Annotated in this window: 24 protein-coding genes and 1 riboswitch; of the genes, 21 read left to right on the top strand and 3 right to left on the bottom strand. The window is 50.2% G+C overall.

The annotated features are described in order from the left end of the window. Nucleotides 1-220 precede the first annotated feature (220 nt). Nucleotides 221-366: riboswitch (cyclic di-AMP (ydaO/yuaA leader) on the top strand. A 371-nt stretch (nucleotides 367-737) separates the two neighbouring features. Genes ehuB through MKY48_RS29780 form a run of 9 tightly spaced genes read left to right on the top strand, consistent with a single transcriptional unit; the run spans nucleotide 738 to nucleotide 7,447 of the window. Beyond that, a complete protein-coding gene (gene ehuB / locus MKY48_RS29820; RefSeq protein WP_339273699.1) occupies nucleotides 738-1,571 on the top strand; it encodes an ectoine/hydroxyectoine ABC transporter substrate-binding protein EhuB in 834 nt (277 codons plus the stop codon). A 1-nt stretch (nucleotide 1,572) separates the two neighbouring features. Continuing rightward, complete coding sequence (gene ehuC, locus MKY48_RS29815) at nucleotides 1,573-2,226, top strand: ectoine/hydroxyectoine ABC transporter permease subunit EhuC (protein ID WP_339268252.1); 654 nt, start codon at nucleotides 1,573-1,575, stop codon at nucleotides 2,224-2,226. A gap of 2 nt (nucleotides 2,227-2,228) precedes the next feature. Continuing rightward, nucleotides 2,229-2,891, top strand: coding sequence for an ectoine/hydroxyectoine ABC transporter permease subunit EhuD (gene ehuD, locus MKY48_RS29810; protein ID WP_339268250.1), 663 nt, complete (start codon nucleotides 2,229-2,231; stop codon nucleotides 2,889-2,891). 13 nt (nucleotides 2,892-2,904) lie between these two features. Then, nucleotides 2,905-3,756: an ectoine/hydroxyectoine ABC transporter ATP-binding protein EhuA gene (ehuA, locus tag MKY48_RS29805; RefSeq protein WP_339268248.1), complete on the top strand. Its 852-nt coding sequence runs from the start codon at nucleotides 2,905-2,907 to the stop codon at nucleotides 3,754-3,756. Between the two features lie 24 nt (nucleotides 3,757-3,780). Beyond that, nucleotides 3,781-4,293 (top strand): diaminobutyrate acetyltransferase, encoded by a 513-nt coding sequence (ectA, locus tag MKY48_RS29800; RefSeq protein ID WP_215161873.1) that lies wholly within the window; start codon nucleotides 3,781-3,783, stop codon nucleotides 4,291-4,293. Between the two features lie 16 nt (nucleotides 4,294-4,309). Continuing rightward, the gene (gene ectB, locus MKY48_RS29795) at nucleotides 4,310-5,602 is read left to right on the top strand and encodes a diaminobutyrate--2-oxoglutarate transaminase (RefSeq protein ID WP_339268245.1); all 1,293 of its coding nucleotides are present in this window, start codon (nucleotides 4,310-4,312) and stop codon (nucleotides 5,600-5,602) included. Beyond that, nucleotides 5,599-5,991: an ectoine synthase gene (locus MKY48_RS29790; RefSeq protein ID WP_076325310.1), complete on the top strand. Its 393-nt coding sequence runs from the start codon at nucleotides 5,599-5,601 to the stop codon at nucleotides 5,989-5,991. Before ectB ends, MKY48_RS29790 begins: the two co-directional genes overlap by 4 nt. A 14-nt stretch (nucleotides 5,992-6,005) precedes the next feature. Next, nucleotides 6,006-6,914, top strand: coding sequence for an ectoine hydroxylase (gene thpD / locus MKY48_RS29785; protein ID WP_339268243.1), 909 nt, complete (start codon nucleotides 6,006-6,008; stop codon nucleotides 6,912-6,914). Further along, nucleotides 6,911-7,447 carry a DUF2179 domain-containing protein gene (locus tag MKY48_RS29780; RefSeq protein WP_076325312.1) on the top strand — a complete coding sequence of 179 codons (537 nt, stop codon included), beginning with the start codon at nucleotides 6,911-6,913 and terminating at the stop codon, nucleotides 7,445-7,447. The genes thpD and MKY48_RS29780 overlap by 4 nt, the downstream gene beginning before the upstream one ends. 138 nt (nucleotides 7,448-7,585) lie before the next feature. Here the strand turns inward: MKY48_RS29780 and MKY48_RS29775 are convergent, their stop codons facing one another. Continuing rightward, nucleotides 7,586-8,107, bottom strand: a complete 522-nt coding sequence (locus tag MKY48_RS29775) for a DinB family protein (protein WP_339291799.1) — start codon at nucleotides 8,105-8,107, stop codon at nucleotides 7,586-7,588. Between the two features lie 76 nt (nucleotides 8,108-8,183). After that, a complete protein-coding gene (locus MKY48_RS29770) occupies nucleotides 8,184-9,143 on the bottom strand; it encodes a YafY family protein (protein ID WP_339291798.1) in 960 nt (319 codons plus the stop codon). 193 nt (nucleotides 9,144-9,336) lie between these two features. On the opposite strand from MKY48_RS29770, the gene MKY48_RS29765 reads away from it, so the two are divergent. Together MKY48_RS29765 and MKY48_RS29760 are read left to right on the top strand one after the other, a co-directional pair. Continuing rightward, on the top strand, nucleotides 9,337-9,561 hold the full coding sequence (locus tag MKY48_RS29765; RefSeq protein WP_076325315.1) for a hypothetical protein: 225 nt from the start codon (nucleotides 9,337-9,339) through the stop codon (nucleotides 9,559-9,561). 28 nt (nucleotides 9,562-9,589) lie between these two features. Next, nucleotides 9,590-10,252, top strand: coding sequence for a ribonuclease H family protein (locus tag MKY48_RS29760; protein WP_339268236.1), 663 nt, complete (start codon nucleotides 9,590-9,592; stop codon nucleotides 10,250-10,252). 499 nt (nucleotides 10,253-10,751) lie between these two features. Here the strand turns inward: MKY48_RS29760 and MKY48_RS29755 are convergent, their stop codons facing one another. Beyond that, complete coding sequence (locus MKY48_RS29755) at nucleotides 10,752-11,630, bottom strand: AraC family transcriptional regulator (protein WP_339273697.1); 879 nt, start codon at nucleotides 11,628-11,630, stop codon at nucleotides 10,752-10,754. 159 nt (nucleotides 11,631-11,789) lie between these two features. On the opposite strand from MKY48_RS29755, the gene MKY48_RS29750 reads away from it, so the two are divergent. From MKY48_RS29750 to deoC, 10 genes are all read left to right on the top strand, one after another. Then, a complete protein-coding gene (locus tag MKY48_RS29750; RefSeq protein WP_339291797.1) occupies nucleotides 11,790-12,524 on the top strand; it encodes a ThuA domain-containing protein in 735 nt (244 codons plus the stop codon). A 288-nt stretch (nucleotides 12,525-12,812) separates the two neighbouring features. Then, complete coding sequence (locus MKY48_RS29745; protein WP_339291796.1) at nucleotides 12,813-14,612, top strand: sensor histidine kinase; 1,800 nt, start codon at nucleotides 12,813-12,815, stop codon at nucleotides 14,610-14,612. After that, nucleotides 14,605-15,840 (top strand): response regulator, encoded by a 1,236-nt coding sequence (locus tag MKY48_RS29740; protein ID WP_339291795.1) that lies wholly within the window; start codon nucleotides 14,605-14,607, stop codon nucleotides 15,838-15,840. Before MKY48_RS29745 ends, MKY48_RS29740 begins: the two co-directional genes overlap by 8 nt. 193 nt (nucleotides 15,841-16,033) lie before the next feature. Further along, nucleotides 16,034-17,098, top strand: a complete 1,065-nt coding sequence (locus MKY48_RS29735) for an ABC transporter substrate-binding protein (RefSeq protein ID WP_076325320.1) — start codon at nucleotides 16,034-16,036, stop codon at nucleotides 17,096-17,098. Between the two features lie 66 nt (nucleotides 17,099-17,164). Next, on the top strand, nucleotides 17,165-18,271 hold the full coding sequence (locus MKY48_RS29730; RefSeq protein ID WP_215161894.1) for an ABC transporter ATP-binding protein: 1,107 nt from the start codon (nucleotides 17,165-17,167) through the stop codon (nucleotides 18,269-18,271). Continuing rightward, nucleotides 18,255-19,946 carry an iron ABC transporter permease gene (locus MKY48_RS29725; RefSeq protein WP_339291794.1) on the top strand — a complete coding sequence of 564 codons (1,692 nt, stop codon included), beginning with the start codon at nucleotides 18,255-18,257 and terminating at the stop codon, nucleotides 19,944-19,946. Before MKY48_RS29730 ends, MKY48_RS29725 begins: the two co-directional genes overlap by 17 nt. Nucleotides 19,947-20,023: 77 nt before the next feature. Then, complete coding sequence (locus tag MKY48_RS29720; RefSeq protein ID WP_339291793.1) at nucleotides 20,024-21,280, top strand: extracellular solute-binding protein; 1,257 nt, start codon at nucleotides 20,024-20,026, stop codon at nucleotides 21,278-21,280. A 66-nt stretch (nucleotides 21,281-21,346) separates the two neighbouring features. Continuing rightward, nucleotides 21,347-22,204, top strand: coding sequence for a protein phosphatase 2C domain-containing protein (locus MKY48_RS29715; RefSeq protein ID WP_339268222.1), 858 nt, complete (start codon nucleotides 21,347-21,349; stop codon nucleotides 22,202-22,204). A gap of 107 nt (nucleotides 22,205-22,311) precedes the next feature. Next, nucleotides 22,312-23,247 (top strand): sugar-binding transcriptional regulator, encoded by a 936-nt coding sequence (locus tag MKY48_RS29710; protein ID WP_076325323.1) that lies wholly within the window; start codon nucleotides 22,312-22,314, stop codon nucleotides 23,245-23,247. 394 nt (nucleotides 23,248-23,641) lie between these two features. Beyond that, nucleotides 23,642-24,307: a deoxyribose-phosphate aldolase gene (gene deoC / locus MKY48_RS29705; protein WP_076325324.1), complete on the top strand. Its 666-nt coding sequence runs from the start codon at nucleotides 23,642-23,644 to the stop codon at nucleotides 24,305-24,307. Nucleotides 24,308-24,318: the final 11 nt, after the last annotated feature.

Raw genomic sequence — 24,318 nt, 5'->3', positions numbered from 1 at the left:
GCATAAACTATCCATCACATGAACGAGTAAGGGAGGCATGGCAAACGCCTGCTATATAGCGAAAAATTGGTCTGGGATAAAATTCCTATGTTGTAGGTGGACAAGCTTGAATGAGGCATTTTTCTAGCTTGTCATACACCCCGGAAGAATGGCATTTCTGCGTGTGAATTTCCAGAAAAAGCGGTTTAAGGGGTTTGACTTTTCCTAAACTTCCCTTTATCATGGACACACGCTTAGTTTCCGGCATACATTTTCCGGAAAGCGGGGGAACCAGTTTCACCAGGGGCGAGTCACTTGGAATCATGAGTGTAGGGTACCATCTTACCCGAGTCCGTCAGCTAACCTCGTCAGCAGTGGATGGGTCTTGCATACATAATGGATGTTCATAACAAAGGCCCTTGATTCTCTTAGGGGCCTTTTCTCTATTTTTTGACCCCCTGCTGGCGGAGCTATGTCTAAATCCCCTGTTTGGTGGTCTTTTTGTATTCTGCTAAAGAGGAGGGGCAAGGCCTGCAAATGTTTAACCAATTGAATCAGTCGGATGGCATTGGGTTTAAGCGTGCAAGGAGATGGATGAATCATCTTCCCTGAAGCCCCGACCCGTGCAAGGTGTCTGAATGTCCTTATATCCAAGTTAACATATGCGTTAACAAGGGTAATTTCAACATGCCATTTTGTAAGGATTGCAAAGTCATAACGAAAGGTTGTGGAAGGTTTTGAAGAGAGTGCTTGTGCTGATGTTATCAGTGACTATGGTGGTATTGCTTGCGGCTTGCGGTGACAAAGGGAGTACACTGGATCGCGCCATGGAGCAAGGGTATATCACCGTAGGTTTTGCGAATGAGAAGCCTTATGCCTATAAAGAGGCCAACGGGGAGCTGACGGGAGAAGCCGTTGAGATTGCTCGGGTTATTCTGGAGCGGCTTGGCATCAAGGAAATGAGGGGAGAGCTGACGGAATTCGGTTCACTGGTTGCCGGACTGCAGGCCGAGCGGTTTGATCTAATCACCGCAGGCATGTTCATTAATCCGGACCGCTGCTCCGCCGTATTGTTTGCCAATCCGGAGTACAGCATCGGGGAAGCCATTGCGGTGAAGCAAGGGAATCCGATGGAACTCGGAAGTTATGAGGATATTGCTAATCATGACCAGGCTAAGGTCGCCGTCATGACAGGCGCGGTTGAAATCGGCTATATGGAGAAGTCCGGTATTCCTTCAGACCGGATCATACAGGTCCCCGACCAGGCCTCGGCTATTAGCGCCCTTCAGGCAGACCGGGTACAGGCGATTACCATGACGGGACCCTCTCTGCAGGCGATGCTGGATTCGGCTAGTGATGACAACATCGAACGTGTAACTGATTTCGAGCAGCCGGTCATCGATGGAGAAAGCGTTCGGGGTTATGGAGCTACGGCGTTCCGCCAAGCGGATACCGAGTTCCAGGAGGCTTATAATGCGGAGCTGCAAAAAATGAAGGAATCGGGCGAGCTGCTGGAAATTCTGCAGAAGTTCGGATTCACAGAAGAAGAGCTTCCGGGTGAAATGACGGCTGCTGCGCTTTGCGGGGAATAGTATGCCGAATTCGTGGATTGATTTTCTCCCTACGCTGCTAAAAGGGGCGGAGATCACGATTGTGGTAGCTTTCTTTTCAGCCATCCTTGCGGTCGTGATGTCCTTTGCAGCCGGGTTATGCCGACTGTCGAAGCTGTGGATCATTCGCACATTGACAGCCGTGTACGTGGAAGTCTTTCGGGGAACCTCCTTGCTGGTGCAGCTGTTTTGGTTGTATTTCGCTCTTCCGTTCATCGGCATCGAGCTGCCGAAAATGTTGGCGGCCATCCTTGCGATCGGGCTAAACTTCGGCGCATACGGCTCGGAGATCGTCCGAAGCGCTGTGCTGGCCGTTCCGAAAGGACAGTGGGAGGCCGCTTTAGCGCTTAATCTGAAGCCTTGGCAAAGGCTGTTGAATGTGATATTGCCTCAAGCTTCCTTGCGAATGCTTCCCCCTTTCGGGAATCAGCTTGTGGAACTCATCAAATCCACCTCATTGGTTTATTTCATCACCATGGCGGATTTGACGTATCAGGCGATGGTGCTCCGCAACAATTACATCTCCTGGACGACCGAGATTCTGGTACTGCTGCTCCTCATGTATTTTGTCATTGCTACGCTCGTATCGCTGGCAGTTCGACTGCTGGAGCGTAAATGGACAGCGGGGAGGTTATAGACATGTGGGACTGGAACTATGTGTGGGATATCCTGCCGCAGCTCTTGAGTGCGTTAAAGATGACGGTATGGGTGACGATCTGCGCTTTCGTGGTGGCATTAATCATCGGATTGCTGCTTGCCTTTGCGACGCGGAGCCGATTTAAGCTGTTGTCGCTTATAACCAAAGGAATCATTGAATTTATTCGCAATACACCGCTGCTGGTTCAGGTCTTCTTCCTGTATTACAGTCTGCCGCTCCTAACGGGAATTTCCATTCCGGCCTTCTATGCCGGGGTCATCGGTCTCGGGCTGCATTACAGCACCTATCTGTCCGAGGTGTACCGTTCCGGAATCGAGGGAGTGCCGAAGGGGCAATGGGAGGCTGCCACAGCACTGAATTACACGAAAGCTAAAACCTGGCGAAGTATTATCCTGCCGCAAGCGGTGCCGCCAATCATTCCGGTACTGGGCAATTATTTAATTGTCATGTTTAAAGAAACGCCGATTCTATGCGCCATCACGCTGGTGGAGATGATGCTGACGGCCAAAAATATCGTGTCGCAGTCGTTCCGTGCATTTGAGCCGTATACGCTGGTCGGGATTCTGTTCCTGATCATCAGTTATATCGCATCTTTGCTTGTGCAAAGGCTGGAAAAACGTTTGAATCTGCAGCGTGGAAAATAAAGGAGGGAGTCTATTGAATGCCGTTGTGATCGATGAGCAAGCGGAAGCTTCGAAGGTACCGCAGCAGGGGAACAATCCCGCTACGGGTACCAAGCCGATTGTGAAATATACGGGCGTGACCAAGTCGTTTGGTGATCTCCAGGTGCTTAAAGGCATCGATCTGGAGATGCAGCCTGGAGAAAAGGTGGCTGTGATCGGTCCAAGCGGATCGGGCAAAACGACAATGGGCCGGATGCTGATGACGCTGGAAGAACCCACCGAAGGAACCATCGAGGTTGATGGCGAGCTGCTCTGGCATATGGAAGAGAAAGGGAAGCTGGTTCGGGCCAGCGAAAAGCATTTGCACCGGATGCGATGCAACGTCGGCATGATCTTCCAGCATTTTAATCTGTTCCCGCACATGAATGTACTTCGCAATGTGACGGAGGCCCCGCGTAAGGTGCTGGGTTTATCCAAGGAAGAGGCGGAGGAGCGGGCCGTCTCCATGCTAAGCAAGGTCGGTTTGGCCGACAAGCTGAAGATGTATCCGTCCAATCTGTCCGGGGGGCAGAAGCAGCGGGTTGCCATCGCCAGAGCGCTGGTCATGCGGCCGAAGGTAATGGTGTTTGACGAGGTCACCTCGGCTCTTGATCCGGAGCTGGTCGGCGAGGTGCTGGAGGTCATTCGGGAAATCGCGGATGAAGGCGAAATGGCCATGATGCTGATTACGCATGAGATGGATTTTGCGAAGGAAATCGCGGATCGGGTCATATTCGGAGCCGATGGAAGGATCGTTGAGCAGGGCACGCCGGAGGAGATATTCGATAATCCCCAGAGCGAGCGACTGCAGAGCTTCCTGCAGCGATTCCGTTCCAACGGAAATTAGTTCTGGAAAGAGGTGATGTATAGAATGGCTGTGGATACCGAAACCGAAATTGTTTACCGAAGACCGGAAGCACGGGATGGCACCCGGGTGTGGGAGCTCATACGCGACACCGGATCGCTTGATCTGAACTCCCCTTATTGTTACATGCTGCTTGGAGATTACTTCCATGATACCTGCATGATCGCCGAGCATGAAGGAGATATCATCGGTTTTATTTCCGCCTTCCGTTCTCCTCGTAATCCGGAGACGCTGTTCGTATGGCAAGTGGCCGTTGCTAATTCGCATCGGAGGCAAGGCATTGCCAAGGCGATGCTGACAGGTCTCATGAATCAGAAGGCATGCCATGGTGTCCGTTATATTGAAGCTACGGTATCGCCGAGCAACATGGCGTCCCGTCGTTTGTTTCTCGGTTATGCCGAGGAGAAATCCATTCCCAGCACCGTAACCGTAGGTTATGGAGCAGAGATGTTCCCTGATGGGACATCTCATGAAGATGAGCCGTTATTCGTGATTGGCCCCTTTTTCAATGACATTTAAACAAATGGAGGGAACTATGGACAACCAAGTCATGGAGAAACCGAAGCTTACTGTGTTTAACAAGCTGGAATCGGAAGTAAGAAGTTATTGCCGGAGCTTTCAGACCGTTTTCGACAAGGCACGGAATGCGAAGCTGTGGGATACGCAGGGCAATGAATACATTGATTTTTTTGCGGGAGCCGGTGCTTTAAATTACGGACATAACAATGAGAAGATTCGCGAGAAACTGGTCGACTACATTCTGAGGGACGGCGTCACGCATAGTCTGGATATGGCTACGGATGCAAAGGAAACGTTTCTGACCCGATTTCAGGAAGTCATCCTGAAGCCGCGCGGGTGGGATCACAAAGTGATGTTTCCCGGTCCGACCGGAACGAATGCCGTAGAGGCAGCGCTCAAAATCGCCCGCAAAGTGACGGGGCGCAGCACCGTTCTATGCTTCACGAATGCCTTTCATGGCATGTCGCTGGGATCGCTGGCGGTTACCGGCAATTCCTTCAAACGCCAAGGCGCAGGCGTGGATCTGAGCCATTCGGTATTTATGCCTTATGACGGTTACTTTGGCGATGACGTGGATACGATGGCATATATGGAGAAGCTTCTGGATGATCCGGGAAGCGGCATTCCGCTTCCGGCTGCGGTGATCGTCGAGGCGGTGCAGGGGGAAGGCGGATTAAACGCCGCCAGCCGGGAATGGCTGCAAAAGCTGACACGCATCTGTAAGGATAAGGGGATGCTGCTTATTTTGGATGATATCCAGATGGGCTGCGGCAGAACCGGGCCGTTCTTTAGTTTTGATGATGCCGACATTGAGCCGGATATCGTATGTCTCTCGAAATCGATTGGCGGCTTTGGCTTGCCGATGGCGATTACGCTGATCAAGCCGGAGATCGATATATGGGAGCCGGGGGAGCACAACGGTACCTTCCGGGGCAATAATCTCGGATTCGTGGCCGCGGCCGAAGCGCTGAATTATTGGAAAACGAAAGATTTTCAGCTCGATATCGGCATTAGGGAGAATCGGATTCGCCAATCATTGGAAGGCGTTGTGAAGGATTACCCTAAGCTCGTCGGCGATATTCGCGGCAGAGGCATGATTCAGGGGGTTGCTTTTGATAAGCCGGAACTTGCAAGCAGACTGTCCGAGATCGCTTTCGAGCAAGGATTGATTATGGAAACGTCGGGTCCGCACAGCGAAGTGGCAAAGCTGATGCCGCCGCTGACGATTGAAATGAACACATTGACACAGGGATTGGGGATATTTGAGAACAGTATGAAACAATTAGCTGCAGAGGAGAGGTTGTCATGATTGTTAAACATTTGGAAGAGATCGTGGATACCAAGGACGATATCGATACCAAGACATGGAATTCGAGAAGGCTGCTGCTCACCAAGGACGGCATGGGTTTCTCTCTCAATGATACCCTCATCAAGGCCGGAACGGAGACGCTGATCTGGTACAAAAACCACGTCGAAGCCGTGTATTGCATCGAAGGGGAGGGGGAGATCGAGGTTATCGGGGGTGAAACCTACCCGATATCCCCAGGGATGATGTACGCGCTGGACGGTCATGAGAAGCATTATTTGAGAGCCCGTTCGCAGATGCGGATGGTCTGCGTATTCAATCCGCCGCTTACCGGTGCTGAAGTTCACGATGAGGAAGGAACCTACCCGCTGCTCGCCCCAATTTCAGATTAAGGAGATGATATGCGATGAGTAATAATCATGTGTCGGCCCTTCAGGAAAAAGAACTGGACGTTTATCCTTCAAGAGTGCATGCGGAGCCCCGAATCCTAAAGAGACAGGATCCTGTCGTTCATTCCGAATGGAGTCCGGATGCAGCGTTAACGCAGGAGCAATCCGACTTCTATGAGCGCAACGGATATTTATTCCTGGAAGACTTTTTTGGTCGAGAGGAGCTGTCGAAATATCAGGCGGAAGCCCGCAGTTTGCAGGTAACGGCAAGAGAATCGGACAAGGATGAAGTGATCCGGGAGCCGGGCGGGAATGAAGTGCGGTCGGTATTCGCGGTGCATGAGAGCCATGAAGTGTTCAAGAAGCTATCCCAGCATCCGAGACTCCTGGCGATTATGGAATACCTCTTGGGAGGCGAGACGTATATCCATCAATCCCGAATTAATTACAAGCCGGGCTTTACGGGCAAGGAGTTCTATTGGCACTCCGATTTCGAAACGTGGCATGTCGAGGATGGCATGCCACGCATGAGAGCGTTGAGCTGCTCCATTGCCCTGGAGGATAACTACCCTTATAACGGACCGCTTATGGTTGTGCCGGGGTCGCATAAGGAATTCGTGGCCTGCATCGGCCAAACGCCGGAGGATCACTTCAAGGATTCCCTGCGTAAGCAGGAGTACGGTGTTCCGGATCATGACAGCCTGACAAGCATGGTGAAGAAAGGCGGTATCGACACGCCGGTTGGCAAAGCGGGCTCAATCGTGATTTTTGACTGCAACATTATGCACGGTTCGAACAGTAACATTACGCCGATGCCGCGCAGCAATATTTTCATGGTTTATAACAGCGTGGAGAACAAGGTCAAGCAGCCGTATTCGGGCCAGAAGCCAAGACCGGAGTATATCGCCACTCGTGATTCTCAATGATCTCGCTGACACTTATCGGTTCCATCATCGGCATCAACGTAGTCTATGTCTCGATCTTTTCGCTGCGGCTGATTCTGATGATCAAAGGCAGAAGGGGGATCGCCTCCCTTCTGGCCATGCTGGAGGTATTCGTCTACCTGCTCGGCCTCAATCTCGTCCTGCAAAATCTGGACAATCCTTTTAATATGGCGGCCTATTGCCTGGGCTTCGGCCTTGGCGTATATGCCGGCAGTCGGATCGAGGAATATTTGGCACTCGGATACATCGTGGTACAGGTTATCGTTAATTCCGTTGAGACGAACCTGGCGATGAACCTGCGGGAGAAAGGATATGGCGTGACCGCCTGGGAAGCGGACGGCAAGGATGGCAAACGGCTCGTGCTTCAAGTGCTCGTGAAACGGAAGAACGAGCGGCGGTTGATGGAGTCACTATCCAAAATGTCGCCGCAGGCGTTCATTATCTCCCATGAACCGAAAAGTTTCAAAGGCGGCTTCTGGGTACGATTGACGGAAGGACGCAAATTGAAATTGTAGAACACATGTAATAGGAAAGCCTGCCTTGGAACCCGATTCTGAAGCAGGCTTTTTGGGTGCAGTATTTGCCGGCCTGATACCCGATATGGGATTTCCGGATCAGGGGCGAGGGGCGATTGCCGCTATGCTTCGAGTCATTCAGGTAAGAACCAACTCCTGCTCACTCTGGTACCAAAAAAAAGCGTAGTCGGTCATCGCGGAGGAGCTTCCGAGCTGGCGCATCATGGCGGCAATATTTCCACGATGGTACGTGCCGTGGTTCACGACATGAAGCATAATCTCGGACAGGCGGGTATCCCGGATCCCGGCATAAGGATTATCCAATCGGATGATCCGTTCCAGGTCAGGATTATGGCTGAGAAAAGCCGTGAATCGCTCTGACAGCTCGATAAACCGGAGGTTTAGGTCCTCCAGTGAAATGGACTCAAGCTCGTCTCGGAGCTGGAAGGCCTCCGTTAAAGCATGGTTCATGTCCATTCCGGATAAAATGTTCATCCATCCGAGATCCGCCGTGTAGATGTGAATCAACGCTTCGGATACGGTTGGGAAAATGCTCGTTATTTTCCGATTGTACAATTCGCCTGGCAGCTCCAGCAGGCGGATGAATATCGCTTGGTTGGCCCATACATGGTACTCATACATTTTGACAGGATAGTTCATCGTGATCGTCCCCTTTGGCTTCTTCGTTTTTGCTTTCTTGGGAACATTGTAAATAAAAAAGTATGACAGCGGACTGTCATACTTTTGCGTAAACCTTCAGCATTTTTTCTAATTTGGATTGCATGCGAGTCCTTAAGTCAGCGGGCTCAATGATCTCGATATCCTCGCCAAAGCTCAGCAGGGTAGACCAGAACCACCAGGAATCCGGATGTTCGACCTTGAACGTGAGACGGAGCGAGCCGTCATCATGAAATTCCCGCTGCACATCATAGAATTGATCCATTGCTTTGGCCAAGGCCCGGGGGGATACGTGAAGGATAACTTCTATCGCATCGGATGAAGGTTTCCAGCTGTGCTGCTCCCCTCGGTGGAACGGATTCTGCTCTTGAAGATGGGGCCCGTGCGTGTGCTCCTCTGAATGCTGGTGTTGAAAGGGCTCGGCGGATGGGGACAGCTCCGACATTCTCGAAATCCGGAATTCGCGGTAATCGGCTCTGGTTCTGCAGAAGCCGTACAAATACCAGGATCCGAATTTATACATGAGTCGCAGAGGTTCGACTTTACGGCGAATGCGTTCATTCTTGGCGCTTATGTATTGAAAGGAGATCACATGCTTGTCGGTAATGGCGCGGCGAAGGAGACGGAGGCTTTCGTTGTAAGAGCGCCAGCTCCCGATATCCATGGACAATCCCTGCGATGCGGAATTGCCGGAACGGTCTATGGTTTGCAGACGCTGAATGGTATCCATGGCCCGTTCATCCTCAAACACCGTTGACATGCTGTGCAGGATGGTGATCAGGGCGCTGACATCGTAAGAGCCGAGCAAGCTTTTGTCCATCTTGTATTGCTCCATAATGCCATACCCGCCGTTCACCCCTTGATACGATACAACCGGAATGCCGGCTGCGCAGATCGCATCGATGTCGCGGTATATGGTTCTTTGGGACACGTTATATTTCTCTGCCAGGGCAGACGCGGACAGGATCTCGTTGTTCAGCAGCATGTAAATCATGGATATGAGCCGCTCCAGTTTCATATCGGTTCAACTCCTCCTGTCTGTTTGGGATCTATTCTCCAATGATTCCGTATTATATCATAGGTTTTATGAATATACTGCAGGCGATAGTTCGTTCATGCGGAGTGGCCGGAACCTGACCGGCAGTTGTTCCATTCCCACCCATTTTGCCGTACAATATAGGAAATCCCATAATACAAGGAGAGTGAGCCTCATGGCCCGTACCAAAACGCAAAAATCGCTCCGCAAAGCGGAACGTGCCGGAACATGGTCAGCCGTCTCGATGAGAAAGACCAACGAAGATTACAGTTCGCTGTCACAGCATGTGAGAGTGAAGCCGACGAAACAGGAACAATTGAATAAGATTAAGCACAGAAAGCGGATCGGAGACGATGGCGCTTTTTTTGTTGGTTTCGGAGGATGTGATATAGTACGCTAGAGAGGTTAGTTCGGAATGGAGGTTTATGATGGCGAAGCAAAAATATTATGTAGTCTGGGTAGGTAAAGTGCCCGGAATTTATACAAGCTGGGGCGAATGCCAACAGCAGGTCAATCAGTTTACAGGTGCGAAGTTCAAGGCGTTCGAATCCCGAAGCGAAGCGGAACAGGCTTATGCGGCAGGTTATAAAAATTACTGGGGGCAGCAGTCCGGAAGCAAGCCCGGCAGCTCAGGCTCCAAGAGCTACAAGCGCATCAGCGCATCAGCCGCTGAAGAACCGGGCGAGATCGATTATGACAGCATCTCCGTAGATGTGGGGACGCGAGGAAACCCTGGACCTGTCGAGTATAAAGGCGTGGATACGCAGACGGGAGATATTCTGTTCTCGTGCGGACCGATTTCGAAGGGAACGAACAATCTCGGAGAGTTTCTGGCCATCGTCCACGCGCTGGCTTACCTGAAGAAAATGGGCAGCACCAAAACGGTGTACAGTGATTCCATGAATGCACTCAAATGGCTGAAGCAGAAGAAGGTGGCCACCACGCTTCCGCGCGACGCGTCAACCCAAGAGATCTGGGATCTGGTGGACCGGGCCGAGCACTGGCTTCGAACCAATACATATGAGAACAAGGTGCTGAAATGGCAAACGAAGAGCTGGGGAGAGATTAAGGCCGATTACGGGCGCAAATAAAGAGGGATTACAGAAGAGAAACGTCCGAAGTTTTATAAAAAGCCGTAGTTTTATAGCAACGTATTTATCGCGTCTGGGCGGCACCTTACAATAAGCGAAGACAGGGAGGAGGCTTCCTTGTCTTCGCTTTTTTGATATGCCATTGACCCTAGGATTCAAGTGCAAAAAAATCCAAATCAACGCATGTGGATAATGCAAACTAAGGACGCTTACTTCACACCGGAAGGACTGTGTATAACATTATGAATGGCTTCGTTATACACAGAGTTATAAACATTATCCCCGTTCATTCTGCACAAATCGAATTTCGATCATATATTTCATGGTAGTTATCCAGCGTTTGTGAACAAATGTGGAGAAGTGCAAGCATAACTCCCCATTAACTGGTGGGAGGAGACCGGTTATCCCCAAAACCGGAGGTAGCCGTTACGCTTGCAGTGGATCTATCCACAATAGGGCGACTGTTATACCGTGAGCTTAGCCACGAGTACACTTCACCTTATTCCTTCTCGCGGACCTGCTTATAGTATTGATTGGGGGACATACCGACATATTTTTTGAACACCTTGCTGAAATAGAACGGATCCTCCAGGCCGGTCAGATAACCAATCTCCCCAAAGCTGAGGTGGGTGGCCTCGATTAACTCCTTGGCATGATTGATTCGAACCTGATTCACATAGCGCATGATCGTATGGCCGGTAAGCTTGACGAACACTCGATTGATGTAATCATAGTTGCATTCGAATCGCTGCTCGATCTCCGAGCTGATGATTTTCTCGGCGTAATGTTCATGGATGTAGTCGAGCAGTGCATGCACCTTCATATAAGACTTGGTGTGCGGGCTGTTCTTCTCCAGCTCATCGAACAGGCTCTCACGGGACAGCTCGATCAGCATTTCCATGAATTTGAGCGCGGTCAAACTGCGGTTAAAGTGCTTCCGTCTGTATAGCTGCAGCATTTCGCCGAGGGCATGGTACATGTGATGAAGGCTTTTTTTCTGGGTTAGCGTGCAGGTCTTGGGGAAATATAGCTGCCTGCTGTCATCTTTGCCTGCCGTTTGGTTCTCCCCCATGATCCATTGCTTGGCTAGCAAGGACAAGGGCCGCTCGGGGGCTTGATGAATATCGGGGTGTTCAAAATGAATATAGTAGTAGTCACAGGGACGTTTCTGTGTTCCCTCGTGGTCCAGATGCGGTTCAAGGACCAGTAAGTCGCCTTTCTTGAGCACATGGGAAACGCCGTTCTCCCGCATATGAAGCTCGCCGCTCTTCACGAAATACAGAATATACTCGTGTGTGTTCCGCTTGAAATGAATCCAGGGGTTCTTGTAGGAGACAAACCCCATCAGTTTGATCCTTGGCACATAGTCAGCGTTCATCGATAGCACGAATTCCACCCTCTCTCCCAAAAAAACGCGAAGTCGTTTTTGTACAAAAAGAGTAACTTTCACACATTCCCGTTCATTGTAACACAGCCTATACTTGGGATGAATGTATAAGAGGTCGCTTTATTTCAATATTAAAGGAGGCCACTACCCTTGGCTAATATCAATGTAACGGTATGGAATGAATACCGGCACGAGAGACATAATGAACAGATCGCTAAGATTTACCCTGAAGGCATCCACCGTACGATTGCTGATTTTCTCGTAAAGGATGCACAGTTCGTTGTACGCACCGCCGTACTAGATGATCCGGAACACGGCTTGACGGATGAGGTGCTCGCTTCAACGGATGTTCTGATCTGGTGGGGGCATGTGGCTCACGGCGAAGTGCGGGATGATATCGTGGAAAAAGTGCGCCAGCGCGTACTGGACGGCATGGGGATCATCGTGCTGCATTCCGGTCACGGCTCGAAGATCTTCCAGCGCCTTCTCGGCACGAATACAGGCGCACTGAAATGGCGCGACGACGGTGAGAAGGAGCGGTTATGGGTCATCGATCCCAGCCATCCGATCGTTAGCGGACTTGGAGAATATATCGAGGTTCCGCAGGAAGAAATGTACGGTGAGCGCTTTGAGATCCCGGCACCGGATGAACTGGTGTTTGTCTCCTGGTTCGAAGGTGGCGAGGTATTCCGCAGTGGCTGCTGTTACAAGCGCGGACGCGGCAAGCTGTTCTATTTTAGACCGGGACATGAAGCATTTCCGACCTATCATCAACCTGAAATTCAGCAGGTAATTACGAATGCCGTGGCCTGGGCGGCACCGATCCAAGGTGCGAAAGCTTCTTATGGCCGGGTATCTCCGCTGGAATACAAAGCATTCATCTAAAGTTTTGCCTCGCTAGACGACATCCGTATGAGGGTTGAAGTACACCCCTTGGAATGGAGATTGGATTAAACCTTGGGTTTAACCGATTTAAATTCTTAGGGGTGTATTTTTATTGGCTGAAGGCACAGAGCTTATCCGATTTAACGGGCATGTCATTCGTAAACGGTAAAGCTGCAGAATCAGGGATCATCTCTGAGAGAAATCAGTATATAGGTGCCAGAGGATTGGTGCATCCGACATTTTATGCTATATTAATCTGAAATTCGAGTGAAAATGGGTGAGCCAGTCATGAACTATTGGATGGATCGTTTGCATGCCATGGAACTAAAGACTAAGCTGATGCTGCTGTTTCTTCTGATTGCGGTCATCCCTCTCGCAGTGTTAGGTATTTTCTCCATTCGTAAAGCCTCTAGTGAAATCCAGACCAAAGCCAATGAAATCATTCTGGAAAACCTATCTCAAATCAACTACAGCCTTAATTACTTCGTCGAAGATATTGAACAGCTGTCCATGTATCTGTACAGCAACAAAGACATTCAGGATATTCTGTCCAAGCCGGCTGCTCGAAGCGTGGAAGAGAAATACCGCGACCAGCAGACGGTCGCTGCCATTTTGAACAGCTTCCTCGGTTTTAAATCATGGGATATCCAGCTGTATGTGCTCGGAGAGAACGGAGACCGTTACTTTACGGGAAAATTTATACCAAGCTCCTATCTACGTTATAACGCGGATTGGGGGCTTTTTCGTAAAGCAAGGCTGGCAGGTGGCGATGTTGTCTGGGATAGCCATTATTCCTTGAAAAAATTCGAGGATTACGGGACGGTCCTCAGCTCTGGCCGATTACTTAAGCAGATTGATACCGGCAAACCGCTGGGGTATTTCATCGTGGACATTATGGAGCCTGCCCTCGCGGATAAATATGAAAGGGCTTACCGGTATGACGGGGGAGAAGTGTATCTTTTGGATGACAAAGGATATATCATTTCCAGCCATCTCTCCAAACTGGAGGTCGGCACGCGCCTCGAGAAACCTTACCTTTCCACCATTCTGCAAGAAAGAAAGGGATTCTTCCGAATAATGGAACAGGATATTGAACATATGGTGATTTATGATACATCCGATACCCATGGTTTTAAATTGATCAATGTGGTTCCTGTAAGCGCTTTAACCGGTGAGAGCGCCAGCATTCGCAATTTCACGATATTCATTGTCATATTCGGAGTGTTGATCTCTTACTGCACGGCCTTCTTGCTGTCCGATTACATTACCCGACCGCTCCACAAGCTGCGTCGACTAATGAGGCAGGTTGAGAAGGGAGACCTTGAGGTCACCTTCGATTCGAAGTACCGGGATGAGGTTGGTCATCTGGGCGGAAGCTTTAACCGGATGCTTCAGAGGATCAAGGAATTGATTAACCAGGTGTACGAGAAGCAGCTAAAGGTGCAGGAGGCGGAGATCAAAGCGATTCATGCCCAGTTCACCCCCCATTTTTTGTACAATGCGCTGGATTCCATTAATTGGATGGCGCGGATTCACAGGATCGAGGTGATCAGCAGCATCGCGGTTTCGCTGGGCAGCCTGCTGCACTTCAGCATCCGGCGAGGAAATACCGTTATCCCCATTCGTGAGGATATGCAGCAAATTCGCAATTATCTGACAATCCAAGAAATTCGTTATCGGGATAAAATTACGATTTCGGTGGAGATCGATGAAGGCATTCTGGATTTATGCATCCCCAAATTGCTAATTCAGCCGCTGGTGGAGAATGCGATCAACCATGGACTCGAGATGAAAGCCGGTCAGGGTAGTCTGCTTATCTCCGGCCGATTGGCGGGAGAGCGGGTGCTGTTCGTGGTGGAGGATAACGGACTCGGGATAGCTCCGGATAAACTGCAGCGCATCCTGCGGGGAGAGTACGTTTCCGGTGAGGAAACCAGCACGACCGGAATCGGACTTCATAATCTCTTGCGGAGGCTGGAACTGCATTTTGGACATGCCTACGTTCTGCATATTGATAGCTTGCCGGGTCAAGGGACGAAGGTCAGTCTAAGTATACCGATTATACGGGAGGCGGTAAGCGATGTTTAAAATTCTGATTGCCGATGATGAATGGATGATCCGCGAAGGATTGAAGCAGACGATCAATTGGGAGGCACTGAATTGTGTTCTGGTCGGTGAAGCGGCGGACGGAGAACAGGCTGTGCAGCAAATTCAGGCGTTTCAACCGGATATTCTCATCTCTGACATTCGAATGCCCGGCATGGACGGTCTTGAGTTGGCATGGTCCGCCCAGGAGTTCTGTCCAGAGCTGAAGGTGATTTTTCTTACCGGATTTGATGACTTTGTTTATGCCCAGCAGGCGATCAAACTCAAAGCCTCCGATTTTGTGTTAAAGCCGACAGATCCCGATACGTTGGTAAAGGCAATTGACAAGGTATGTAAGGAGCTTGTCCGGACGAGGCAGCATGCCAGCGTGATGGAGCAGCTGCAGAGTTGGAAAAGGGATAGGGAATCACTCGTTGTTCAGAAGCTGATTCATGACAGCATGCTCGGAATCACGGATACGGCCTCCTTGGAGATGCTGAAGGAATGGCTGGAGGAGACTGCCGGCTTACAGAAGATACGGGTTGCCGTGGTACAGATGGAGGAAGAAGGCGAGGAGCGGCGGCATGAGCGGTGGCTGCATATAAAGGAACGGTTGTATGCCCGCATTTACGGTCCCTTGATTATGATAGATGAACTGCAAAGAGCGTGCATTATTCCCGATGACGAAGGGGCAGTGGGCATGTTGAAGGAAACCGTCACCGGATTTGGCAAAGCGCTGGTCTATGTCGGGGTAAGTCTCTCATATGGGGGGCATGAGCAGCTGGACCGAGCATATCAGGAAGCGTTAGAGGTTGTCAGGCATAGAGCAGCAAGTAAACAGAGCGGGGTGTCCGTATACGGTGACATCGAACATCTGGATAATGCTGCCGTGCATTTTGCCGAAGGGTTCCGGCAAGTAGAGGCGTATGTCCAGCATAATTTTAACGAAGATATCAGCCTGCAACAGCTGGCTGCCCGGTTTCACTTGAGCGAGGCGCATTTCAGCCGTCTGTTCCGCAAACGGCTTGGTGTAAGCTTTATAGAATATTTAACCCGGTTAAGAATGGAGCAGGCAAAGAGATTGCTGGGGGACGAGAATGTGAGGATTTATGAGGTTTCGCTTGCCGTGGGGTATCAGGATTCCCGTTATTTCAGTCAAATTTTTCGTAAATATACTGGAGAAACGCCGACGGAATATCGTAAAAGAATGCTGGAATCACATGGAATGTAATATTTGTGTAAGAAAATTGGATGAAGAAGGCCTTTGAAAGCTAAAGGCCTTCTTTTTTAAACGCTTACATTCACGCAATTAAGCAAAAAATTAAACATTTATGCAATTTTGTCTCGTTGAGAGGTGGAAGCCTGACAGGTATAGTAAATTCGTGGAAGGGAAAATAACACAAAAATAAGGGGGATACAAAAAAATGGTGAAAAGATGGCTTACCGCAATCGCTAGTGTGATCATTTTGTTAGGTGTTATTACAGCTTGTGGTGCTCCTGCGACCGAAGGCAAGGGGGAGTCCGATTCCTCGAATTCCAATTCGAATTCCAGCGCGGGTACGGGAAAGCTGACCATTTATTCGCCGAATGCAGCCGAAATCAACAACCCGATTATCAAAGAGTTTCAGGATCGGACAGGTATATCCGTCGATCTGATCTCCGGCGGTACAGGGGAATTGCTGAAGCGTGTGCAGGCTGAGGCAAGCAATCCGCTCGGGGATATTTTTTGGGCAGGAGGAGCCGATTCCTTGGCATCATTTAGCGAATATTTCGAGCCGTATCAAACAAACGAGAAGGGGGATATTTTCCCGGGCTATCTGGACCCGTCCAACTATTGGACACCGTTTAACGCTCTCCCGATGGTAATCACTTACAACAAAGAGCTGGTATCCGAGGATGAGCTGCCTGCATCTTGGGAGGATCTGCTGGATCCCAAGTGGAAGGGGCAGATTGCATTTGCCGATCCAGGCAAGTCGGGCTCCTCCTATACGCAATTGGTGACCATGCTGACGGCTTTTGGTAAGGACGACGAGCAGGGGTGGGAGTATGTCAAGAAACTTGTGGCCAATATGGACGGCAAAATTTTGTCGGGTTCCAGTCTGGTCCAACGCGCCGTACCTGACGGTGAGTTTGCTCTCGGCATCACACTGGAAGATGCTGCGCTGCGGTACATGGAAGGCGGCTCGCAGATCGGCATTATTTATCCGAGCGAAGGCACTTCGGCTGTACCTGATGGGGCTGCAATCATCAAAGGAACCAAAAATCCGGATGAAGCGAAGCAGTTTATTGATTTTATTGTCAGCAAGGATGTGCAGGAACTGGTGCAAAAGGAATTTAAGCGCCGCTCGGTTCGAGATGATGTAGAACCGGTGGAAGGCTTGCCTCAGACTGCGGACATCGAACTGGTTGATTACGACTTTAGCTGGGCTTCAGATAACAAAGAAGCCGTTATCAGTAGATTCAACGATATTATGATGGGCAAGGAATAGAGCACAAAGGTGGGGGGATGGCTGGTTGATCCATGGGCAGTCGTCCTCTCGGATATGGAGGCATTCATGAGTCAAGTGGTATTCGATCATGTTACAAAATACTTTGGAGAGAACAAGGCGGTTAATGATGCGCATTTTTCAATAAACGAAGGGGAGTTTTTTACCCTGCTGGGACCGAGCGGCTGTGGGAAAACCACTCTTCTCCGAACGATTGCCGGCTTCTATAAACAAGAGGAAGGGGATATCTACTTTGGCAGCCGAGTCATTAATGACGTGCCTACCCATGAGCGCAATATCGGGATGGTGTTTCAGAATTACGCGATCTTCCCCCATTTGAGTGTGTTTGACAATGTGGCCTACGGGCTTCGCGCCCGGAAAATTTCGAAACGGGACATCGAGAGCCGGGTGATGGAAGCGCTGGAGATGGTGGAGCTGGCCGATCTCCGAGACAGGATACCCGGTAACATGAGCGGGGGACAGCAGCAGCGGATTGCTCTGGCAAGAGCAATTGTCATCCGTCCCGCTCTGCTGCTAATGGACGAGCCGCTGTCCAATTTGGATGCCAAGCTCCGGGTGAAAATGCGGACCGATATCCGTCAATTGCAAAAGGAGCTTAATATCACCACTATTTATGTGACGCATGACCAGGAAGAGGCGCTCGCCGTTTCGGACCGGATCGCAGTACTGAGCGAGGGAGTCATCCAGCAGATCGCTTCCCCGAGGGACATCTATCAATACCCCCGGAATCAGTTCGTGGCCAATTTTATCGGTACTTCCAACTTTCTGGAAGGAACCTGCACGTCTGAATCGGGCGGTGACGACGGGATCGGAACAATACGATTGCTCGGCAAAGAGACGCAGCTGCCAATCAAACAATCTTATTCAGGCAAAGTGATTTTTTCAATTCGTCCCGAGCGGGTGCAGATCAGCGCGGAACCAAGTCCCACTTTTGCCTTTGAAGGAATCGTTCAAGCTGTCAGCTTCTTGGGCGATAAGGTGAGTTACTTAATGAAGCTTGAGGACGGGACCTTTATCGATGTACATGATTATCCGGGCAAAACCCTAAGTCTGTTTCAGGAGAAGCAACGGTTGTTTCTGGATTTTCAGCTTCAACGGTCCGTTATGTATGACAGCGTTGGCCTGGAGGTGATCTATCGTGCAGGCGAAGCTTAAGCCCGTCGGGTCTCCGACCGTTGGACAGCGTCTGCTGCTCAGAAGATGGGATTTCTGGACGTTTGTAACCGTATGTGTGTATATCTTCATGCTGGTGTTCATTATTTACCCGCTGGTGTCCCTGCTGTTAAACAGCTTTATCGGCAAGGACGGGAGCATAACCCTGCAGAACTACCTGGATTTCTTTCAGCTCAAGTATTACCATCAGGCTCTGCTGAACAGCTTTCTTGTATCCGCGTTGGCAACCGGGCTGGCGATTCTGATCGGCACCCCGCTAGCCTACATCGCAACAAGATACGACATCAAATGCAAAGGCTTGATGCAGATGATGGTTATTATGTCTCTGCTATCTCCGCCATTTATCGGAGCGTATTCATGGATTTTATTGATGGGCAATAACGGCTTTGTTACGAGGTTCATCCGGGAGTTGGGGATTGATATTCCTTCCATCTACGGCTGGCACGGGATTGTCATCGTATTTGCCCTGCAATTCTACCCTCATATTTTCCTGTATGTATCCGGTGCACTCAAGACGATCGATACTTCGTTGGAAGAAGCATCCGAGAGTCTGGGAATGACAGCATGGAATCGTTTGCGAACCGTGACGCTGCCGCTCATATTTCCTACGCTGTCGGCAGGGGCACTGATGGTATTTATGGCTTCATTTGCCGATTTCGGCACGCCAATGCTGCTTGGGCAGGGCTATAAAGTGCTGCCGATTCTGGCCTACGAGCAATTTATCAGTGAGATGGGCGGCAATCCCGCAATGGCCAGCACGCTGAGTGTGGTCATGATCTTTTTCTCAACGGCCGTTTTGTTTGGTCAGCGGTATTTTGTATCCCGCAAAAATTATTCCATGACCGGCATGCGAACGCCGACGGTGAAGAAGCTGAAGCGGATGCCGAAGGTTCTGTTGACCGTGCTGGCATTTATTCCAGCCTGTATATCCATTATGCCCCAGCTGACCGTGCTTGTGACCTCCTTCCTTGCGAAAAAGGGACCGGTGTTCCATAGCGGATTCAGTCTAGACAGCTATAAAGAAGTGTTCTTCCGTGTGCCCAAAGCGATCATGAATACGTACTCTTACTCTGTGTTGTCCATCATCGTCATGGTTATTGCGGGCATGCTCATCGCTTATATTCTCGTGCGGCGAAGGTCCAAATTCACGGCTTTTATCGACGGCATCATTATGATTCCCTATATCATGCCGGGCACCGTGCTTGGTATAAGTCTGATCATTGCCTTTAACAAGCCGCCGATAGTGCTGACCGGAACATGGATCATCCTTGTCATTGCCTACGTGATACGAAAAATTCCGTACACGATCAGGTCGAGTACGGCGGTTCTTCACCAGCTGGACCGAAGCGTGGAAGAGGCTTCGATCAGCCTTGGCGTGCCGCCGATGAAAACTTTCTTCAAAACGACGGGCCGGCTGATGGCGCCAGGCGTTATATCCGGAGCCATCCTCAGCTGGATTACAACGATTAATGAATTAAGCTCCACGCTTGTTCTGTATTATGGAGCAACGGCGACCATATCCGTCACGATCTACAGTGAGGTTTTTACCTCCAATTACGGCACCGGCGCCGCACTTGCCTCTATTCTTACGGTGACTACGCTTATATCGCTGCTGATTGCGAACAAGTTGTCGGGCAGCAAGGGGTTGTCCTTGTAACTTATGCTTGCGATGCTCGATTTGGTAGTTCTCCTTCAATATTGCTTCCTTTTATAATGTAAAAAAAGGAGGGGTGCATGCTGGAGCGGAAAAATCGGATTTGGAGCAAGAATGGGCTGATCTGGATTGTCTTTGTACTGATTATTGCCGGAAGTCTGGTCGTTTACTCGACTTATTTCCGGCGGCTCGGGCATCCGCCGGAGCAGAGGATCAAGGAAATCGAGCGAATGGAATGCTGGATTTACAGCAGTGAATGGGAACCGATACTTAAGTCCTTGCAGGCTCGTTATCATGAAGTGGAGATGAATGTGCGCACCTTCCAATCGTATGAGGCGCTGCATTCGGAATTGTCAGCTGCCATCTCTGCAGGACGTGCTCCGCAAATTGCTGAATTGAACAATGCCTACGGTCTGGCGGAATGGGCAGAAGACGGGGCGCTCGTGCCCATCAAACTGCCAGGTGAGACAATGGACCTAACGGCTTCAGCCCGCAATGCGTTCACGTTTCAAGGTAAGCTGTGGGCGATGCCTGCCGGTGCATCGATTCCGGTACTTTACTATAATCAAGACAAGCTTCGGAACGCAAGTTTTCAGAGAGAACTGGAATTTGCGGATCTTGAGCAATTAAATGAAGAGATTTCAGGCTGGGTGAGAGGTCTGAACCATCGCAATGCGTCCATCAAGTGGAAGCAGGTAATGGCGGTGGATGAGAATTTGGCCTTTGTTTTTTTGAATATGTGGGGCCATCCGGCAGAAGAGGAGAGGGGAGAGCGGCTGCTTGAACTTCTCGGGGCATGGAACAGGCTCGTGTTTGATTCCGGTGTGATGTTTCCTCTGGAGCACCGACTGGCTCTGAGTGAATTCATGGACGGACAGATTCTGCTTCTGGTATCAAGCTCGCAACATATGCAGTGGATGGATAAGTATATTGCAGGCAAGTTCAATTATGGCGTAGTTCCTCTGCCGGGAGCAGTGGACCAAGGGGTCTCGCCGGGCTTTAGCGCTTTCGCTTTGCTTGCCGGGGGAGGCAACAGAGAACTGGCGCAGGAGCTTGTTAACCACATCGCTTCCCCGTATATACAGGACACTTTGCTGGATGCGACAGGCTATATGCCGGTCCGTCAAGACAGCCTGGACTCGCTGGCGCGGCAAACAGCGGAGGGGACCCGTTATAACATGTTGTTACGGCTGGTCGGGAATGATGACGGGATTGCACCAATGTCTGACGATTACAGACGTTGGAACCGAATCGATGAAACACTGAAAGCCTTGGAGATAGAGCGTAGACCGGATCTGGAGCAGAAGGCGGCCGATCTGCTGCCCCTTCTTCCCTGATCTGTCATACAGAGATTGGAGAACGAGATCATATGCGGGGGAGCTCCGTGGGAGGGATATGAAAACATGATGAAAGTGCAAAATTTGTCGATACAGGGGAGCGGTATCTGGAACGAGGATGCGCTTATTATCAACGATCAGCTGCAGATATACGGCGTTATAGACGGTGCCACTTCGTTGGTGCCGTTTCGAGGCTCAGAGGGGGAGACTGGCGGACGGATTGCCTCGCAGTTGTTAAAGCGATACTTTGAGCAGATTTCACCGGAAGAAAAGCGTAATCTGGAGCAGTTGACCCGTGAGGCCAATCGCATATTGGGAGTGGAAATGCAGGCGCACGACATACCGACCGATTCCAAGGATCAGTTATGGACGGCGGGAATTGCAGTGATCCGGATTACTGACCATTATATCGAATATGCTCAATCAGGCGACTGCATGATTATGGGTGCCTATGCTGACGGGTCTGTGCGCATGGTGACACGGGACCATGTGGCGCATATTGATTATGAATCCAAGCTAATCTGGGAACAGGCCGTCCTGGCCGGAGTCCAGTCGAAGGATCAGTTATGGGAGTTGGTGAAGCCCCGCATTCTCAAGAATAAAGAAAAAATGAATACGGCCAGAGGCTACTCCGTTCTGAATGGACGCTCGGACGCGGAGGATTTTATTGAGTACGGCAAGATTAACCGGATTCAGCTTGAGGAGCTGCTGCTGCATACCGACGGACTCTATTATCCTGAAAAATTGGTGAATGGGGGCAGATGGACCTCCGAGGAAATTTTGTTCCGCAATATTAAGTCGCGGGGACTGAAAGAGTATGCCGATTGGCTGGTGGCGTTGGAACATAGCGATCCGGAATGTATTACCTATCCACGATTTAAATTGTCTGACGATAAATCTGCGGTTTTGATCAGACTGGGGTAACCTTAGTTCAAGATATATGCCAGCTCCAACTCGCTATCGAATTTTGTGTCAGATCACGTTATAATGTACCCAATTCGGTTACGACATAAATAAAAGTGGGTTGGATCATGGATCAGGATAAACAGCGCCTTAGCATTGAGGCGGCAAGATTGTACTATATGTCGGATTACAGCCAGCAGGATATCGCGACAAGACTCGGCGTTTCACGTCCTACGGTCTCCAGGCTGCTTCAGCACGCCAAGGAGCAGGGCTATGTGCAGATCAGCATTGTGGACCCTCTCGAGGACCTGGACGCTTTGGGCGAAGGAGTGAAGAAGAAGTACGAACTGGAACAGGTGCTGGTGAGTTATTCCCCCATCAATGAATACCGCGAAATTCAGAAGCATATCAGCAAAAGGGCAGCCGATTACCTTCATGAAACGGTTCAGGATGCTGATATTATCGGCGTGACCTGGGGAACGACCATGCATGCCGTGGCACTTCAGCTGCAGCAGAAGCCCGTTCGGGGCGTAGAGGTCGTGCAGTTGAAGGGCGGTGTCAGCCACTCGCATGTGAACACGTACGCCGCCGAGATTGTCAATCTGTTTGCTGAGGCGTACCACACGATGGCGAGATATTTGCCGCTGCCCGTCATCTTTGATACCACTGAGCTGAAAGAAATGGTGGAGCGAGACCGGCATATCCAGCGGATTATCCAATTAGGCAAACAAGCCAACATCGCCATGTTCACGGTCGGCACTGTTCATGAGGACGCACTTCTGTTTAGGCTCGGCTATCTTAGCAAGGAAGAACAGAAGCTGCTGCAGAAGATCGGTGCGGGCGATATTTGCTCTCGGTTTTTTGATGCGGAGGGCAGGGTGTGCAGCGAGAATATTAACAATCGTACGGTGGGTATCGATTTGGATGATCTTCGGCACAAGGAAAAATCCATTCTCGTCGCAGGCGGGCAGCGAAAGGTAGATGCCATTCGAGCGGCGCTGGTCGGTAAATATGCAAACATTCTGGTGACGGACCAGTTCACGGCGCAAGCCTTGTTATCATGAAATGCTCAACTTGATGTGGATAATGAAATAGACACCTCGTTTTAGGGAGATTTGAAGCCGGTACAGCTTCGCGCTCGCCTGGATGAGGTGTTTTTTAATGCGTTGAAATTAGCTCTCTATACAGGAAGAGGGGCTTCTTTTCTGTTTATGTTTACCTTGATCGGGTATAGAGCATAGTAAAAGGAATGAATTGTTAGATTATTCCTGAATGATGAATTGTCGATCAGCGAACAATGATATATATCATTGCAATAAATGGGAATGAACATATTTTCAATATGCATTTTACATATGTTCAGGTCTGTGATATGATGGTCCCGTCTAAAGGATTAAGCGTTATGATAGCGCTTTTACAAGATTGCAAAAAAAACAGATTAAGGAGTGTTTTAACCAGATGAATATAGCAGGAATGATCGACCACACGCTCTTGAAGGCGGATGCAACCCAAGCCGAGATTACGAAAATTACGGATGAGGCCAAAAAGTACGGATTTGCTTCGGTTTGTGTGAACCCGACTTGGGTATCCTACTGTGCTGAGCAGCTAGCGGACACCAACGTTAAAGTATGCACGGTCATCGGTTTCCCGCTGGGAGCTGCGACATCCGCGGTAAAAGCTTTTGAAGCGAAGGACGCTATCGCTAACGGAGCCAAAGAGGTTGATATGGTAATCAACATTGGAGCGCTTAAAGATCGTAACGATGAGTTTGTACTGAACGATATTCAGGCTGTAGTGGACGCGGCGAAAGGCAAAGCTCTGGTTAAAGTCATCATTGAGACAAGCCTTCTGACGGAGGAAGAAAAGGTGCGTGCAAGCAAGCTGTCTGTACAAGCGGGAGCCGATTTCGTGAAGACGTCAACAGGGTTCTCCACGGGCGGAGCGACGCCGGAAGACGTTGCCCTGATGCGCAAGACCGTTGGCGAGAACACCGGTGTGAAGGCTTCCGGCGGCGTACGCAGCAAGGAAGACATGGACCGCATGATTGAAGCGGGTGCAACGCGTATCGGTGCGAGCTGCGGCGTGAAAATCATGGAGGGCGGCCAATCCAGCTCATCCTACTAATGTCTTGGCCA

The sequence above is a fragment of the Paenibacillus sp. FSL W8-0187 genome, assembly GCF_037969755.1.
Taxonomy (GTDB): Bacteria; Bacillota; Bacilli; order Paenibacillales; family Paenibacillaceae; genus Paenibacillus_AQ.
This window is presented reverse-complemented; position numbering and strand designations above follow the sequence as displayed.